We start from the raw sequence: 13,468 nt of genomic DNA, 5'->3' as shown, positions 1-13,468 counted from the left end.
CAGGATCGTTAGCTGACTTTGTTTGAAAAACGATCAATCCAGTAGATGGTCCGGCAGCGGGGGAATGAAGTCGTCGTCTTCGCCTTCGTCGTCCGCCAGCAGCCAGCCATTCAGGGTTTGCTGCAGCAGTTTCAGGCCATCGCCGGATTGCGAAGAAAAGGTCTGCGCCGTCATTGGCGTGTTATAGCTCTTTAGCGCCTTTTTTACTTGCAATAGGGCTGCTTGTGCCGGGCCGCGCTTGAGCTTATCGGCCTTGGTCAGTAGGACATGCACCGGCATATTGGCGCCGGTGGCCCAATCCAGCATGGCGACGTCAAACTCTTTCAGTGGATGACGGATGTCCATCAGCAGCACCAGACCGACCAGCGACTCGCGCTTATCCAGATAAAAGCCCAGCTCCTTTTGCCATTCGTTTTTCTTGGCGACGGGCACCTTGGCGTAGCCATAGCCTGGCAGGTCGACCAGCGCCAGCGGGGTGTCGGCAATGCGAAAAAAGTTAATCAACTGAGTGCGGCCGGGCGTTTTACTGGTGCGCGCCAGTTTTTTATTGCCGGTCAAACAGTTCAAGGCGCTAGACTTACCCGCATTAGAACGGCCAGCGAACGCCACCTCGCGTTGAATGTCCATAGGGCATTGGCTCAGACGGGCTGCGCTCATTTCGAAGTGGGTGTTGGTATAAGTCAATGAATCCGGCTTTGACATGGGGTAAACGTAATGACCGTGTGGTAGTTAATGTTTATAATGGCGGGCCTTTGGATGACGCTCCTAGTCTATCACAGAGCGCTGAGTTCGAGGCGACGCTATTTTCAACTCCGAAAATTGAGCAGAGAGAGACTCACAATGATGAAAAAATTAACTGTGATAGCGGCCCTGTCAGCTGCCGCCCTAAGCGCCAATGTGCAGGCCTTTGATGTGGATGCCAAGTACAAGCAGGCGTGTGCTGCATGTCATGCTGCTGGTGTTGCCGGTGCTCCAAAATCCTTTGATCCGGCTGCTTGGGAGCCACGCTTGGCGCTAGGCATGGACACGCTTGTAGCCAGCGTCACCAACGGCAAAGGCGCCATGCCACCGCGCGGTTTGTGCATGGACTGTACGCCTGAGCAGTATCAGCAGCTGATCAACTACATGGCTGCGCCGAAATAACAGAAGAATTCACTTACAACCTGGATCTGACGATGAAAAACCTGTTGATTAGCCTGATAGTTTCTGCCGGACTGGTGTCCGTGGCTCACGCTGGTGATGCTGAAGCCGGGAAAGCGTTGTCTGCTACCTGTGCCGCTTGCCATGGTGCTGACGGCAACAGCCCCTCGCCAGCCTTCCCTAAAATCGCTGGCCAGGGTGAGCGCTACCTAATCAAGCAGATCACCGAAATTCGTGACGGTGTTCGTCCGGTCCCGACCATGCAGCCGTTTGTGACGAACCTGACGGACGAAAATATTGCTGATCTGGCCGCCTACTTCGCTGAGCAAACGCCTACCAGTGGCGGTGCAAAAGAAGAGTTGGTTGATTTAGGTGAGCGTATTTTCCGTGCTGGTATTGAAGAAAAAGGCATTCCTGCTTGTCAGGCATGTCACTTGCCGGATGGTAGCGGCATGGAGCTGGCTGGCTTCCCGCGTCTGGCCGGTCAGCACGATCAGTACACGGCCCTGCAGCTGCATAACTTCAGCTCAGGTGAGCGCAACAACGACCAAGCGGCGATGATGCGTATGATCGCAGAGCGCATGCACGATAAAGAAATCGAAGCGGTTTCATCGTACATTCAGGGTCTGCGCTAAGCGCACCAGTTAAAAAAGCGACTTCGGTCGCTTTTTTTATGTCTCAAAGGTGTACTTGCGTTTCTTTGCGCCACCTCTGTGGGCGCTGTGGAACCTTTGTGCAACAATGCGCTCTGTCTTTACTTGATCAATTAAGGCTGGAGTTTAGGGATGTTATCTCGAATTAAAGTATGGTTGCTGGCGACCCTGGCAACAGTAGCAATGTCTGCTCAGGCAGCAGACTATGAAGCAGGCAAGCACTATACGGTATTGGACGAACCCGTGCCGGTGCAGCAAAACGGTAAAATCCATGTGGAAGAAGCCTTCTGGTATGGCTGCCCTCATTGCTTCCACTTAGAGAGCGTCTTGTCGCCCTGGAAGAAGCAACTAGCCGACGACGTGCAGTTTACCGGTGTTCCGGCCATGTTCGGTCGTCAGTGGGTGGTGCATGCGCAGTTGTATCATGTCGCGGATGTGTTGGGCGTTCTGGATCAAGTGCATGAAGACATCTTTAATGCCATCAATGTGGGCGGTAAGCGTCTGTTGGACAAAGACGATCAGCGCGACTTCTTGGTTGAAAAAGCCGGTGTCAGCGCTGAAGACTTCGACAAAGCGTATGACTCCTTTACGGTGAAAAGCCGTATGAAAAACGCCGATCAGCGCATTCGCGCGTTCAAAATTAGCGGTGTGCCAGCATTAATCGTGCAGGGCAAATATATTGTTACGGCACAGCAAGCCGGCAGCCAGAAAGCGATGTTGGAAGTGGTCGATCATTTGATTGATCAGGAGCGCAGTGCGCTCTAACTCCTGCCCTGCAGTGTATCGCTCACTGCAGGACTTCCTGGCGGCAGCGTCCGCCAGCGAGCATTCCTTGCGACTGCTGACCTTCAATATGCAGGTCGGCATTCGCACCCGCGGTTACCATGACTATCTGCTTAAAAGCTGGCAGCACTTATTACCCAGTGCACAGCGGCAGCAAGCTCTGGTCGACATCGTCGAGTTGATTCAGCCCTTTGATGTGGTCGCTTTGCAAGAGGCCGATGCCGGTAGCTGGCGCAGTCGACGCATCAATCAGGTCGAGCACTTAGCACGGTTAGCCGACTTCCCTCATTGGTATCAGCAAGTAAATCGCAATCTAGGGGCATTAGCGCAGCACAGCAATGGCTTGCTCAGTCGTTTGCCTGTGCAGCAACTCAATCGCCATGCTTTGCCCGGAGCGCTGCCCGGCCGTGGGCTGATGATTGCGCAGTTGCCGTTGCATAACCAGCAGGTGACCGTGGCGGTAACGCATTTGGCGCTGGGCAAGCGAACGCAGTTTGCGCAGCTGGATTTTCTAGTGCGCCAAGTCGCGGACGCAAAACACTTGATCATCATGGGCGATTTAAATCAGGAAGCGGACGTTTTATTGCAACACAGCCCGCTCAAACAGCTGCGCCTGCAGCCATTGACCCAGGCTTTGCCTACCTACCCCAGCTGGCGGCCATTGCGCGGCTTAGACCATATATTTGTCAGCGAGCAACTGGTACTGGAGCGTTTGGCGACCCTCCAGCACCCGCTTTCTGATCATTTGCCCGTTGCGGCTGAAATCTCCTTGGCAAGCTCTGGGTAGTTCGACCTGCGTAGGCGTCAGGCCTTTACAACAGCTTTGGCGTGGCCATTTCTTATTTCTAAATGCTTGTTGCACTTGAGCAGAGACTGAGTTGTTTAGAAGAACACTCATCACATCATCAAGTTCAGACTTACCTATAATGAGGCTGGCATTAAACACCCAAGGGGAAGGCTATGGCTGCAGAAGCGGGAGATTCCGCCCGTCGCTGGCGAGACAAATATCTTGATCTGGTGGAAAGCCACGAGCAGCTCAAGCACAGCAGCGAAGAAAACCAAGACCAGCTGCGGCGTGCATTGGTCATGGTGTCTTTATTGGCTGAAGGGCAGGAGTCCAGCGTTGATGCCGCTCTAGGGCATTTGCGCGAGGCGCTCAAGCCGGGCGCTCACGGCATGGAAAAAACCATGTCTGACCTTGAGCGTGCGGTACGGCGTTTTGAAGATCAAAACGCGGCTCAGGCCGAAGTTTTACTGGGCGAGCTGTCCGATGTTGCTAAGAAGCTGGCCGATTGCCCACTTCCCAAGCCGCTATTGCGACGCATCAAAGAAGTGCGTAAGCAGGCACAATCTGAGTTGCAAAACTGGTCAGGTTACATCAACCAGCTACAAGCTTGGGTGCAAATCCTCGGCGAGCTTGCGACCCTGGAGGGCCAAGAAGAAAGTAAAACCAAATGGTGGCAGCGCTGGTTTGCGCCTCGCTCGCAAGAAGGGCAGGAGGAGCAACAAGAGGCCTCCCAGAGTGTGCTGTCCGCTGCGCCCATTCAGCTAGATCAGGCAACCGATGTTGCTCAGCACCAAGAGGGAGAGCCGGGCTTTTCTCATATTGCCGAAGAAGTATCGCAAACGCTGTTGAGTTTGCTGTCTCAGCTGGTGATCCCCGAGCGGCTAAATACCTCCGCCAATGACCTGCAAGCTCGGTTGAGCAAAGGCCTTAACTGGTACGAGCTGGTGCCGCTGCTAGAGGATACTGCAGAGCTACTGATTGATTGTTTGGGCAGTGGCCAACAGGAGTTTGAGCGCTTCTTATCCAACCTAGATGAGCGCCTGCGCGCCATTCAGCTGCTGGTGACCGACGCTCACACAGGGCAGGCTGAGCGTGAGCGCGCCCGCCAAGACCTAGACGGCTTAGTGCGTGATCAAATTGCCGATATTCGCTCGGTGGTCACCGGTTCTCGCGACCTTGGTGAGCTGGGTTCCAGTGTGCGTGAGCATTTAACGTTGATCGTGCGCGCGATGGAAAAGTATCAAGAGGACGAGAGCGAGCGCGAGCAACGCTTAGCTGCCAAGTTAGAAATGCTGCAAAACCGGCTCGATGAAATGGAGAAAGAAGCCTCGGCGGCACGCAAAGTCATCGAAGAGCAAAAACGCCGCGCCACTCACGATGGCTTGACCGGCCTGCCAAACCGCGAGGCCTACGCCTTGCGGCTAGACCAAGAATTAAAGCGGCGCACGCGCTACGGCGGTGCGCTGACCCTGGCGATTGCGGACGTCGATCACTTCAAGTCCATCAATGATAACTACGGTCACTTAGCGGGGGACAAGGTATTGCAGTTACTGGCGCGAGCCATGCGCAAATACCTGCGCGACGTCGACTTTATCGCCCGCTACGGCGGTGAAGAGTTTGTCATTTTGATGCCAGAGACCAACGCCAGCGAGGCCATGGTCGCCACTGAAAAGCTGCGCCAGGCGATAGAAAAAGCGCCGTTTCATTTTAAGAAGCAGCCGGTGCCCATCACCATGTCGTTTGGCATTGCTGAGTTTGGTGCCATGGAAGAGCCCGAGAGTGTGTTCGACCGTGCTGATAAGGCGCTTTACAAAGCCAAAGAGAACGGTCGCAATCAGGTGCAGATAGGAGACGATGGCTAGGCCGCTCACTGAACTTGTACTGGCTAGAATCTTTCTTTATGGTTTCGTTTTTATTTTGATTCGAAACCAAATATGGCTCGCGGACAAACACTACAGCGCCGACAGCGCATTCTTACGACACTGCAGCAAAGCGGTGAAGTTCAGGTGGACGCCTTAGCGGCTTGGTTAAACACCTCTGAAGTGACGATTCGTAAGGATTTAAAGGCGTTAGAAAGCAGCGGACTGCTGTTACGGCGTTACGGTGGCGCCGTTCCCATTCCCGGAGATTTGGCCAAGAGCGAAGCATCCAAGGTTTCGAATCGAAAGGTAGCGATTGCAGCGGCGGCCGCCCGCCGCATTCGCGACCATCAACGCTTGATTATTGATTATGGCTCCACCACGGCCGCACTGATTCCACATCTGGAGCACAAGCGTGGCTTGGTGGTGATGAGCAATTCCCTCGCCGTCGCCCGGCAGTTATTGGCGTTAGACAATGAGCCGACGCTGCTAATGACCGGCGGCACTTGGGATGCGCAGTCGGAATCGTTTCAAGGCCAAGTGGCGGAGCAGGTGTTGGCCAGTTACGACTTTGACCATCTATTTATTGGCTGTGATGGCATCGATCTGCAGCGCGGTACCACCACCTTTAATGAACTGATGTCGCTGAGCCGGGCCATGGCTAAGGCAGCGCGTGAAGTGGTGGTGCTGGCTGAATCTGACAAAATCGGCCGTCGCATTCCTAATCTTGAGCTGGCTTGGCAGCAGGTTGACTTGCTGATTACCGACAACGGTTTGACCGCCGAGCAACAGCAATCCATTGAATCTCACGGCGTACGGGTCGAAACCGTGGCGCCAGCACAAGGGTGACCGTATGTGTGGCATCGTAGGCGCAGTCGCGCAACGTGACGTAGCAGATATTCTTTTAACCGGCCTGCAGCGCTTGGAATACCGCGGTTATGACTCCGCCGGTTTGGCGGTGCAAGCATCCCAAGGCCAGGTGCAGCGTTTGCGCCGCTTGGGCAAAGTCGAAGCCTTGGCCGAAGCCTTGGCACAAACACCGATTCAAGGCGGCACCGGTATTGCCCATACCCGCTGGGCGACCCACGGCCAGCCATCGGAAGCCAATGCCCACCCGCACCAATCGGGCCCGATCATGGTGGTGCATAACGGCATTATCGAAAACCACAGCGAGTTGCGCCAACAGCTGCAGCAGCAGGGGTTTGAGTTTCAGTCGCAAACCGATACCGAAGTCATCGCCCACTTGATTGCCAGTTTTCGCCAGCAAGGCCATGCCTTGTTGCAAGCGGTGATGGCAACACGCAAACAACTCACCGGTGCCTACGGCATGGTGGTGATGGACGAGCAGTCGCCTGAACAGCTGGTAGTGGCGCGCTCCGGCAGCCCCTTGGTGATTGGTGCAGGCATTGGTGAGCACTTTATTGCTTCGGATCAACTGGCGTTGCTGCCCGTCACCCAGCGCTTTGCGTTTTTGGAAGAGGGCGACGTCGCTTTGATCGAACGTCGCAGTTACCAAGTTTTCGACAGCCAAGACCAAGTGGTCGAGCGACCGCTGGTGGAATCGACGGTGGAGCATGATGCCGGTGATAAGGGCCAATTCCGCCATTACATGCTGAAAGAGATTTACGAACAGCCCCAAGCCATTGCCAACACTTTGGAAGGGCGGTTGGAAAACGGTCAGCTCAACCTCGAAGCGCTGGGCGACCTTAGCCAGGTGGAGCAGGTGCAAATCATCGCTTGTGGCACCTCCTATCATGCGGCGATGACGGCGCGTTACTGGATAGAAAGCCTGGCCGGGGTACCGTGCAACGTCGAAATTGCCTCGGAGTTTCGCTATCGCCGCTCGGTGGTGCGCCCATCCTCCTTACTGGTAACGATTTCCCAAAGCGGTGAAACCGCAGACACCTTGGCGGCATTGCGTTTGGCCAAAGACATTGGCTATCAGCAAACCTTGGCGATCTGCAATGTGCCGGGCTCGTCGCTGGTGCGCGAATCCGATATGGCGCTGATGACCCGTGCCGGGGCAGAAATTGGCGTGGCTTCGACTAAGGCCTTTACCACGCAATTGGTGGCCTTGATGCTGCTTACCGTAGCACTTGGCCGTGGTCGCCAGCTGAGCACTGAGCAAGAAAAAGACATCGCTGCAGCGTTAGCGCATTTGCCGGCGTTGATAGAAAAATCATTGGCAATGAACAGCGACATCGAAGCCCTAGCACAGCGCTTTGCTGAAAAACACCACGCGCTGTTTTTAGGCCGTGGCAGCCAATACCCAATCGCGATGGAAGGGGCGTTAAAGCTCAAAGAAATCTCCTACATTCATGCCGAAGCCTACGCCGCGGGCGAGCTCAAGCATGGCCCGCTGGCGCTGATCGACGCCGAAATGCCCATCGTCGTGGTGGCGCCGAATAATGAGCTGGTGGAAAAGCTGAAATCCAACATTGAAGAAGTGCGCGCCCGCGGTGGCGAGTTGTTTATCTTTGCTGACGAAGCGGCGGGCCTGAATACCGAAGGCAATGTCATGGTCTTGCCCGTGGTGCACTGTGACAATCGCATTGCGCCGATTGTGTACACCATTCCATTGCAGTTGCTGAGCTACCACGTGGCAGTGATTAAAGGCACCGACGTCGACCAGCCGCGTAACTTGGCGAAAAGTGTGACGGTGGAATAGCGTTTTATAGTCGGTGTTTTGTCAGGTAAGACAAAGAGCGCTTGGCTGCCGTGAGTTTGGCTTTGTGAATTATTGACGCAAGTCTCATTGAGCAAATTGCAATGCGAGTGTCGCATCGTTACCATGCGCTCGGCGCTAATCCAGGGACGGGTGTCAGTGTTAGCTGTTCCCTGCGATGGCGCGAGGTGAAGTCAATCGTATTCCAATTTAAGGAAGGGAACAGTGAAAAAAACAGTATTAGCGGCCGCTTTGCTGGCCAGCGTGAACGCTTCAGCCATGCAACTGGATCTGGATAACAAGTATGTTGGCGCGAGCATGCACATCGTTGACTACGATATTGGCATTTGGGATCTGGATAACTCCATCGGTTTTGGCGGTGTTGTAGGTGTGCCATTTAAAGGCCTAACGAATGCTGGCCTGCCAGAGCAAATCAATCTTTCAGCTGAAGCCGGCTTTATTTACCTGGGAAGCTCTGAGTTCGATGGCACCAGTAACGAACTCACTGGTTATTCTATGTTGGGTGCTGGTAAACTGGGATTCAGTTTTAATGAACAAGCTTCTATTCACGCTAAGTTGGGCTTGAACTATCTGTCACTCGACTCAGACTACTATGATGATAGCGAAATGAATATTCTCTATGGTATCGGTGGTGAGTTTAAACTGAATCAGCAGCTGTCTGTCGAAGCGAACTACACCGTTTTCGGTGAAGTTGACGTTATTGACGTTTCCAGTATGAACGCTGGCGTAAACTACAAGTTCTAAAACCTGTAGTGGGCACTGCCTATGCAGTGCCCTTCGTCCAATTTAGTTCAAGTAAGGCTTTAATAGCGCTTCCAATTTACCTTCCGAGCGCAACTGTTTAATGCCGTCGCTCAGCTTTTTCTCTACCGCTTCGCTATCGGGAATATTGCGGCTGACTAGCATATAGAATTTATCGCCTTCTATGCCGGGAATGGCGTTATAGCCCCATTCGTCGGTGAGATAGTTTTCACCCATCAAAGCAAAGCCCACCAGAATTTCATAGCGCGCTAGAATTAAATCACAGCGACCGGCTTTGGTTTTTTGAAATAATTGCTTGAAATTGTTGGTGTCTCTGTCGACTTTTTCAGACGACAATCCAAAGCCATCGTAGTTGTAGCCACGTAAACCACAAATTTTATGCTGTTTGAGCGCCTCTGATGCGGTTAGCTGAACGCCACCGGGAAAGCGTTCTTTTACATAAATATAACTGGGCTGTACGGTGTAATAGTACTCGGTTAGGCGATACTTTTTGCGACGCTCATCGTTTGCGGAGGCGCTTAAAGCAGCGTGTATTTTACCGTTGTCGGTATCTTGCAAGCAGCGCTTCCACGGTAGCATTTGCACGTCAACGGTAATGCCTTGGGGCTCGAGTATGGCTTTAAGTACATCCACATCGTAGCCTTTGACGACGCCGTTTTCTTCATAGGTATAAGGTGGCCAGCCGGCGCTATCGCCGCAAAATGTGAGGGTTTGAGCCTGCAAGGGCAGGCTGACTATGGCGGTTACTGCCAAGGCAATCAGTCGTATCATGGTGAGTTTCTCGCATTTGCTGGGGGGATGTTGGCAGTATAGATGCCCCTCACTTAATGCAAGTGCGAAGGTAAAAAAGTCTGGCGGGTGAGTGTGGCGATAGATGAGGTTGGCTCCCAATCCAAGGAGGGCACCAAATAATGCCGTGCTGCCTTAAAAGTCGGCCAGCATGTCTTTCAGGCTGTTCAATGTTTGCTGACCGCGCTCTTTTTGCTCTTCTACCGAGGTTTCGCTTTTGCCTTCCCACTCCACGTCGTTGTGAGGCAGTTCATCTAAAAAGCGCGAGTGGGTAGTGGCAGCGGTTTCACCATACTGGCGACGCTTGGCGGCGTAGGTGAGGGTGAGGGTGCGTTTAGCGCGTGTGATGCCCACATACATCAGCCGGCGTTCTTCTTCGATGGTATTGGCCTCAATGCTGTTGCGGTGCGGCATCAGTTCTTCTTCCATGCCGATGATGTAAACGTGTGGATATTCCAACCCCTTGGAGGCGTGCAAGGTGAGCAATTGCACCTGGTCGTTTTCATCCTCTTGCTCCTGTTGCTCCAGCATGTCGCGCAGCACCAGTTTGCCAACGGCGTCTTCGATGGTGCATTCATCGCCCAGCTCATCGGCTTTTTCAATCATTCTGCTGACGGAGTCGACTAGGAACCAAACGTTTTTCATGCGTCGCTCGGCCTGGTGCGGGGTGCCGGAGTTTTGCAGCAGCCAGCCTTCGTAATCGATGTCGTTGATCAGCTCTTTGATGGCCGCCACTGGGTCATCGGTGTAGGCGTTGCGTGTTACGGTTTCGAGCCAATGACCAAAGCGCCGCAGACGATCGGTGGCCTTGGGCATCAACACCTGCTCCAGCCCCATTTCGGTGGTGGCAGACATCAAGCTGGTGCCGCGCATGGCGGCATATTCGCTGAGCTTTTCAATGGTGGTGGGGCCAATTTCGCGCCGCGGCGTATTGATGATGCGCAAAAATGCGGCGTCGTCGCTGGGATTAATCAGCAAGCGCAAATAGCCCATGATGTCTTTGATTTCGTTGCGGCCAAAAAACGACTGGCCGCCACTAAGTTTGTACGGCACCTGAAAAGCCTGCATCTTCATTTCCAGCACTCGCGACTGGTGGTTGCCGCGATACAGCACGGCAAAGTCACGGTAGCTGCAGCCGTAGCGCATACGCCGCTCGATGATCTCGGTGACCACGCGCTCAGCCTCGGCTTCGTCATTGCGGCATTTAAGAATGCGGATCGGGTCGCCATAGCCTTTATCAGACCAGAGCTTTTTCTCAAACTCGTGCGGGTTGTTATCGATCACATGGTTGGCAGCGTGCAAAATCAACCCGGTGGAGCGGTAGTTTTGCTCCAGCTTGACCAGCTTCAGCGTCGGGAAGTCCTTTTTTAACAGCGCCAGGTTCTCAGGGCGTGCGCCGCGCCAGGCGTAAATCGATTGGTCATCATCGCCTACGACAGTCAGCCCACTGCGATGGCCCACCAAAAGCTTCACCAGCTCGTACTGGCTGGTATTGGTGTCTTGGTATTCGTCCACCAGCAGGTAGCGAATCTTCTTTTGCCAGCGTGCCAGCACTTCGCTGTGATCGCGAAACAGCAAGGTGGGCACCATGATAAGGTCGTCAAAATCGACGGCGTTGTAGGCTTTGAGCATGCGCTGATACACCGAATAGGTTTGCGCAATCATCATTTCTTGCGGGCTTTGTGCGATTTGCAGCGCGTGCTCTGGAGTGACCAGGTCATTTTTGAGATTGCTGATGCTGTTTTGCACCAGTTCGATCATGTCGCCGTCGTCACCGTGCTCGCGATGCATGACATCGCGAATGATGTTCTTACAGTCATCCTGGTCGAGAATGGAAAACCCCGCCTTGTAGCCGGCGGTTTTCAGCTCCTGGCGAATGATGTTGAGGCCCAAGTTATGGAAGGTGGACACCGTCAGGCCTTTGGCACCGCCTTTGCCCACCAGTGAGTTCACCCGCTCTTTCATCTCGCGCGCGGCCTTGTTGGTAAAGGTCACGGCGGCAATGTGATGTGCTTTGATGCCGCAGCTGCCGATCAGGTAGGCGATTTTGCGGGTAATCACTGAGGTTTTACCCGAGCCGGCACCGGCCAGTACCAACAAGGGGCCATCAATGTATTTCGCCGCTTCACGCTGGCGCGGATTTAACTGGGACAAATCAACCACGGAGACAACCACTGACTGTGTTCAGGCAAGCGCCGTAGTCTACCATCGCCAGCGCCGCGACTCAGCTGTCAGCTGACGATGATCTGGCTTGCGTGCCTGTCTCATGGGTCAGCTCTTTACCGAAAAACACCTCGGAGTTGTAGGGGCTGTCGGTATTGAGGTGGTAAATCACCAGTGCCGCTATCAACAACACGACAACGATAAAAAAGATCAGCGTTTGACGTGACATGCTGGGCTCCGGTCAGTGAAGGTAACGATCAAGGGCGCGATAGCCGATGGCTTCCGCCAGGTGTGCGCGCTGAATGGCGTCGCTGCCTGCTAGGTCAGCCAAGGTGCGGGCGATTTTCAACAAGCGGTGATAGGCACGAGCCGACAGCTGCAACTGCTCGACCGTGTGGCTGAACCAATCATGATCGCTGCTGTTGAGTTGGCAAACCTGCTCGGTTTGACGGCTGCTGAGCTGACCATTGGTGCAGCCTTGGCGCTGTTGCTGGCGCTCACGTGCGGCAACCACGCGTTGGCGCACCACGGCACTGCTTTCACCGCTGGGTTGCGCCTGCAGTTGGCTAAGCGCAACCGGCGGCACGGCGACGTGCAAATCGATGCGATCCAGCAGTGGTCCTGAGGCTTGATTTTGATAGCGCTGCACTTGCTCATGGGTGCAGCGACAGCGGCCGTTCGGGTCACCAAAATAGCCGCACGGACAAGGATTCATCGCCGCCAGTAATTGAAAGCGCGCTGGGTACTCAATGCTTTGGCGCGCACGGCTGATCACAATGCGGCCGCTTTCTAATGGTTCACGCAACACATCCAACACTTTGCGGCTGTATTCGGGCAGTTCATCGAGAAACAGCACGCCGCCGTGAGCGAGGGAGATTTCGCCGGGCTTTGGGTTCATGCCGCCCCCCACTAAGGCGACGCCTGAAGCTGTGTGATGTGGCGCCCGAAAAGGTCGCTGACGCCAGTGTTGGAGCCAGTCGCTTTGACCACACAAGGACTGCACCGAGGCCGATTGCAGCGCCTCACTTTCGCTCATGGGCGGTAAAATCCCGGGCAGGCGGGTTGCGAGCATGGTTTTACCTGTGCCCGGCGGGCCGATAAACAGCAAATTGTGTTGGCCTGCCGCGGCAACTTCTAACGCGCGCTTGGCTTGCTGCTGACCGCGCACATCGGCTAGGTCTGCAACTTCCAAGTCGGGTGCTGAGTCGGCGGCTGCAGGGCTGGCTTGGGGTAACGTTTGCTGGCCGTGCAAATAGGCGGTGACGTCGGCGAGGCTGGAGGCACTGATGACATCGACATTAGGGCACAAGGCGGCTTCGCAGGCATTGGCGCTCGGCACGACCAAGCGATGTTGTTGCTGGGTGGCCATCAAGGCGACTGGCAGAGTGCCCTGAACCGGCTGTAACTGGCCGCTGAGCGCCAGCTCGCCAATAAACTCATGCTGATCTAAGGCGCTGGCGGGCACTTGGGCCGAGGCGGCCAGAATGCCCAAAGCGATGGCCAGGTCGTAGCGGCCGCCTTCTTTGGGCAACTCGGCGGGGGCCAAATTGATGGTGATGCGCTTGGCGGGAAAATCAAAGCCGCTGTTGAGCAGGGCGCTGCGAACTCGGTCTTTGCTTTCTTTCACCGCGGTTTCCGGTAAGCCCACCAGAGAAAGAGACGGTAAGCCGGAGGACAAATGCACTTCCACTCGCACCAGGGGCGCATCGACGCCACATTGGGCGCGGGTAAAAACTTGAGCCAGTGACATACGCCATCCCTTGCTGAAATCACTTTGTCAGACTACTGCACCCTGACACAACTGACAAAGGTCGTCGCCTGCAAAACTCAGGCGCTAATGCGATAC

At 54.6% G+C, this 13,468-nt stretch carries 13 protein-coding genes; 8 read left to right on the top strand and 5 right to left on the bottom strand.

Features of this window, described 5'->3' with window-relative positions; translation table 11 throughout:
• Positions 1 to 33: 33 nt before the first annotated feature.
• Positions 34 to 702, bottom strand: a complete 669-nt coding sequence (gene yihA, locus IE090_RS11320; RefSeq protein WP_189388500.1) for a ribosome biogenesis GTP-binding protein YihA/YsxC — start codon at positions 700 to 702, stop codon at positions 34 to 36.
• Positions 703 to 840: 138 nt separating this feature from the next.
• On the opposite strand from yihA, the gene IE090_RS11315 reads away from it, so the two are divergent.
• The 8 genes from IE090_RS11315 (at position 841) to IE090_RS11280 (ending at position 8,652) form a co-directional block, all read left to right on the top strand.
• Positions 841 to 1,143: a c-type cytochrome gene (locus tag IE090_RS11315; protein ID WP_373296418.1), complete on the top strand. Its 303-nt coding sequence runs from the start codon at positions 841 to 843 to the stop codon at positions 1,141 to 1,143.
• A gap of 32 nt (positions 1,144 to 1,175) precedes the next feature.
• A complete protein-coding gene (locus IE090_RS11310) occupies positions 1,176 to 1,775 on the top strand; it encodes a c-type cytochrome (protein WP_189388499.1) in 600 nt (199 codons plus the stop codon).
• A 150-nt stretch (positions 1,776 to 1,925) separates the two neighbouring features.
• A complete protein-coding gene (locus IE090_RS11305; protein WP_189388498.1) occupies positions 1,926 to 2,558 on the top strand; it encodes a thiol:disulfide interchange protein DsbA/DsbL in 633 nt (210 codons plus the stop codon).
• Positions 2,548 to 3,363, top strand: coding sequence for an endonuclease/exonuclease/phosphatase family protein (locus IE090_RS11300; protein ID WP_229815722.1), 816 nt, complete (start codon positions 2,548 to 2,550; stop codon positions 3,361 to 3,363). The genes IE090_RS11305 and IE090_RS11300 overlap by 11 nt, the downstream gene beginning before the upstream one ends.
• A 173-nt stretch (positions 3,364 to 3,536) precedes the next feature.
• The gene (locus IE090_RS11295) at positions 3,537 to 5,225 is read left to right on the top strand and encodes a GGDEF domain-containing protein (RefSeq protein ID WP_189388497.1); all 1,689 of its coding nucleotides are present in this window, start codon (positions 3,537 to 3,539) and stop codon (positions 5,223 to 5,225) included.
• Positions 5,226 to 5,297: 72 nt separating this feature from the next.
• The gene (locus IE090_RS11290) at positions 5,298 to 6,071 is read left to right on the top strand and encodes a DeoR/GlpR family DNA-binding transcription regulator (RefSeq protein ID WP_189388496.1); all 774 of its coding nucleotides are present in this window, start codon (positions 5,298 to 5,300) and stop codon (positions 6,069 to 6,071) included.
• 4 nt (positions 6,072 to 6,075) lie between these two features.
• Positions 6,076 to 7,890, top strand: coding sequence for a glutamine--fructose-6-phosphate transaminase (isomerizing) (gene glmS / locus IE090_RS11285; RefSeq protein ID WP_189388495.1), 1,815 nt, complete (start codon positions 6,076 to 6,078; stop codon positions 7,888 to 7,890).
• Positions 7,891 to 8,112: 222 nt separating this feature from the next.
• The gene (locus tag IE090_RS11280; protein WP_189388494.1) at positions 8,113 to 8,652 is read left to right on the top strand and encodes an outer membrane beta-barrel protein; all 540 of its coding nucleotides are present in this window, start codon (positions 8,113 to 8,115) and stop codon (positions 8,650 to 8,652) included.
• 42 nt (positions 8,653 to 8,694) lie between these two features.
• Here IE090_RS11280 and IE090_RS11275 read toward each other — a convergent pair whose 3' ends face one another.
• The 4 genes from IE090_RS11275 to IE090_RS11260 form a co-directional block, all read right to left on the bottom strand.
• Positions 8,695 to 9,441 (bottom strand): substrate-binding periplasmic protein, encoded by a 747-nt coding sequence (locus tag IE090_RS11275; RefSeq protein WP_189388493.1) that lies wholly within the window; start codon positions 9,439 to 9,441, stop codon positions 8,695 to 8,697.
• Positions 9,442 to 9,594: 153 nt separating this feature from the next.
• Positions 9,595 to 11,613 (bottom strand): DNA helicase Rep, encoded by a 2,019-nt coding sequence (rep, locus tag IE090_RS11270; RefSeq protein WP_189388611.1) that lies wholly within the window; start codon positions 11,611 to 11,613, stop codon positions 9,595 to 9,597.
• A gap of 70 nt (positions 11,614 to 11,683) precedes the next feature.
• Positions 11,684 to 11,851, bottom strand: a complete 168-nt coding sequence (locus IE090_RS11265; RefSeq protein ID WP_189388492.1) for a hypothetical protein — start codon at positions 11,849 to 11,851, stop codon at positions 11,684 to 11,686.
• A 12-nt stretch (positions 11,852 to 11,863) separates the two neighbouring features.
• The gene (locus tag IE090_RS11260) at positions 11,864 to 13,372 is read right to left on the bottom strand and encodes a YifB family Mg chelatase-like AAA ATPase (RefSeq protein ID WP_189388491.1); all 1,509 of its coding nucleotides are present in this window, start codon (positions 13,370 to 13,372) and stop codon (positions 11,864 to 11,866) included.
• Between the last annotated feature and the right edge of the window lie 96 nt (positions 13,373 to 13,468).

Source organism: Bacterioplanes sanyensis (assembly GCF_014652515.1).
Lineage (GTDB): Bacteria > Pseudomonadota > Gammaproteobacteria > Pseudomonadales > Oceanobacteraceae > Bacterioplanes > Bacterioplanes sanyensis.
Note: the sequence above shows the minus strand (reverse complement) of the source record. Positions and strands in the feature narration are given on the sequence as shown.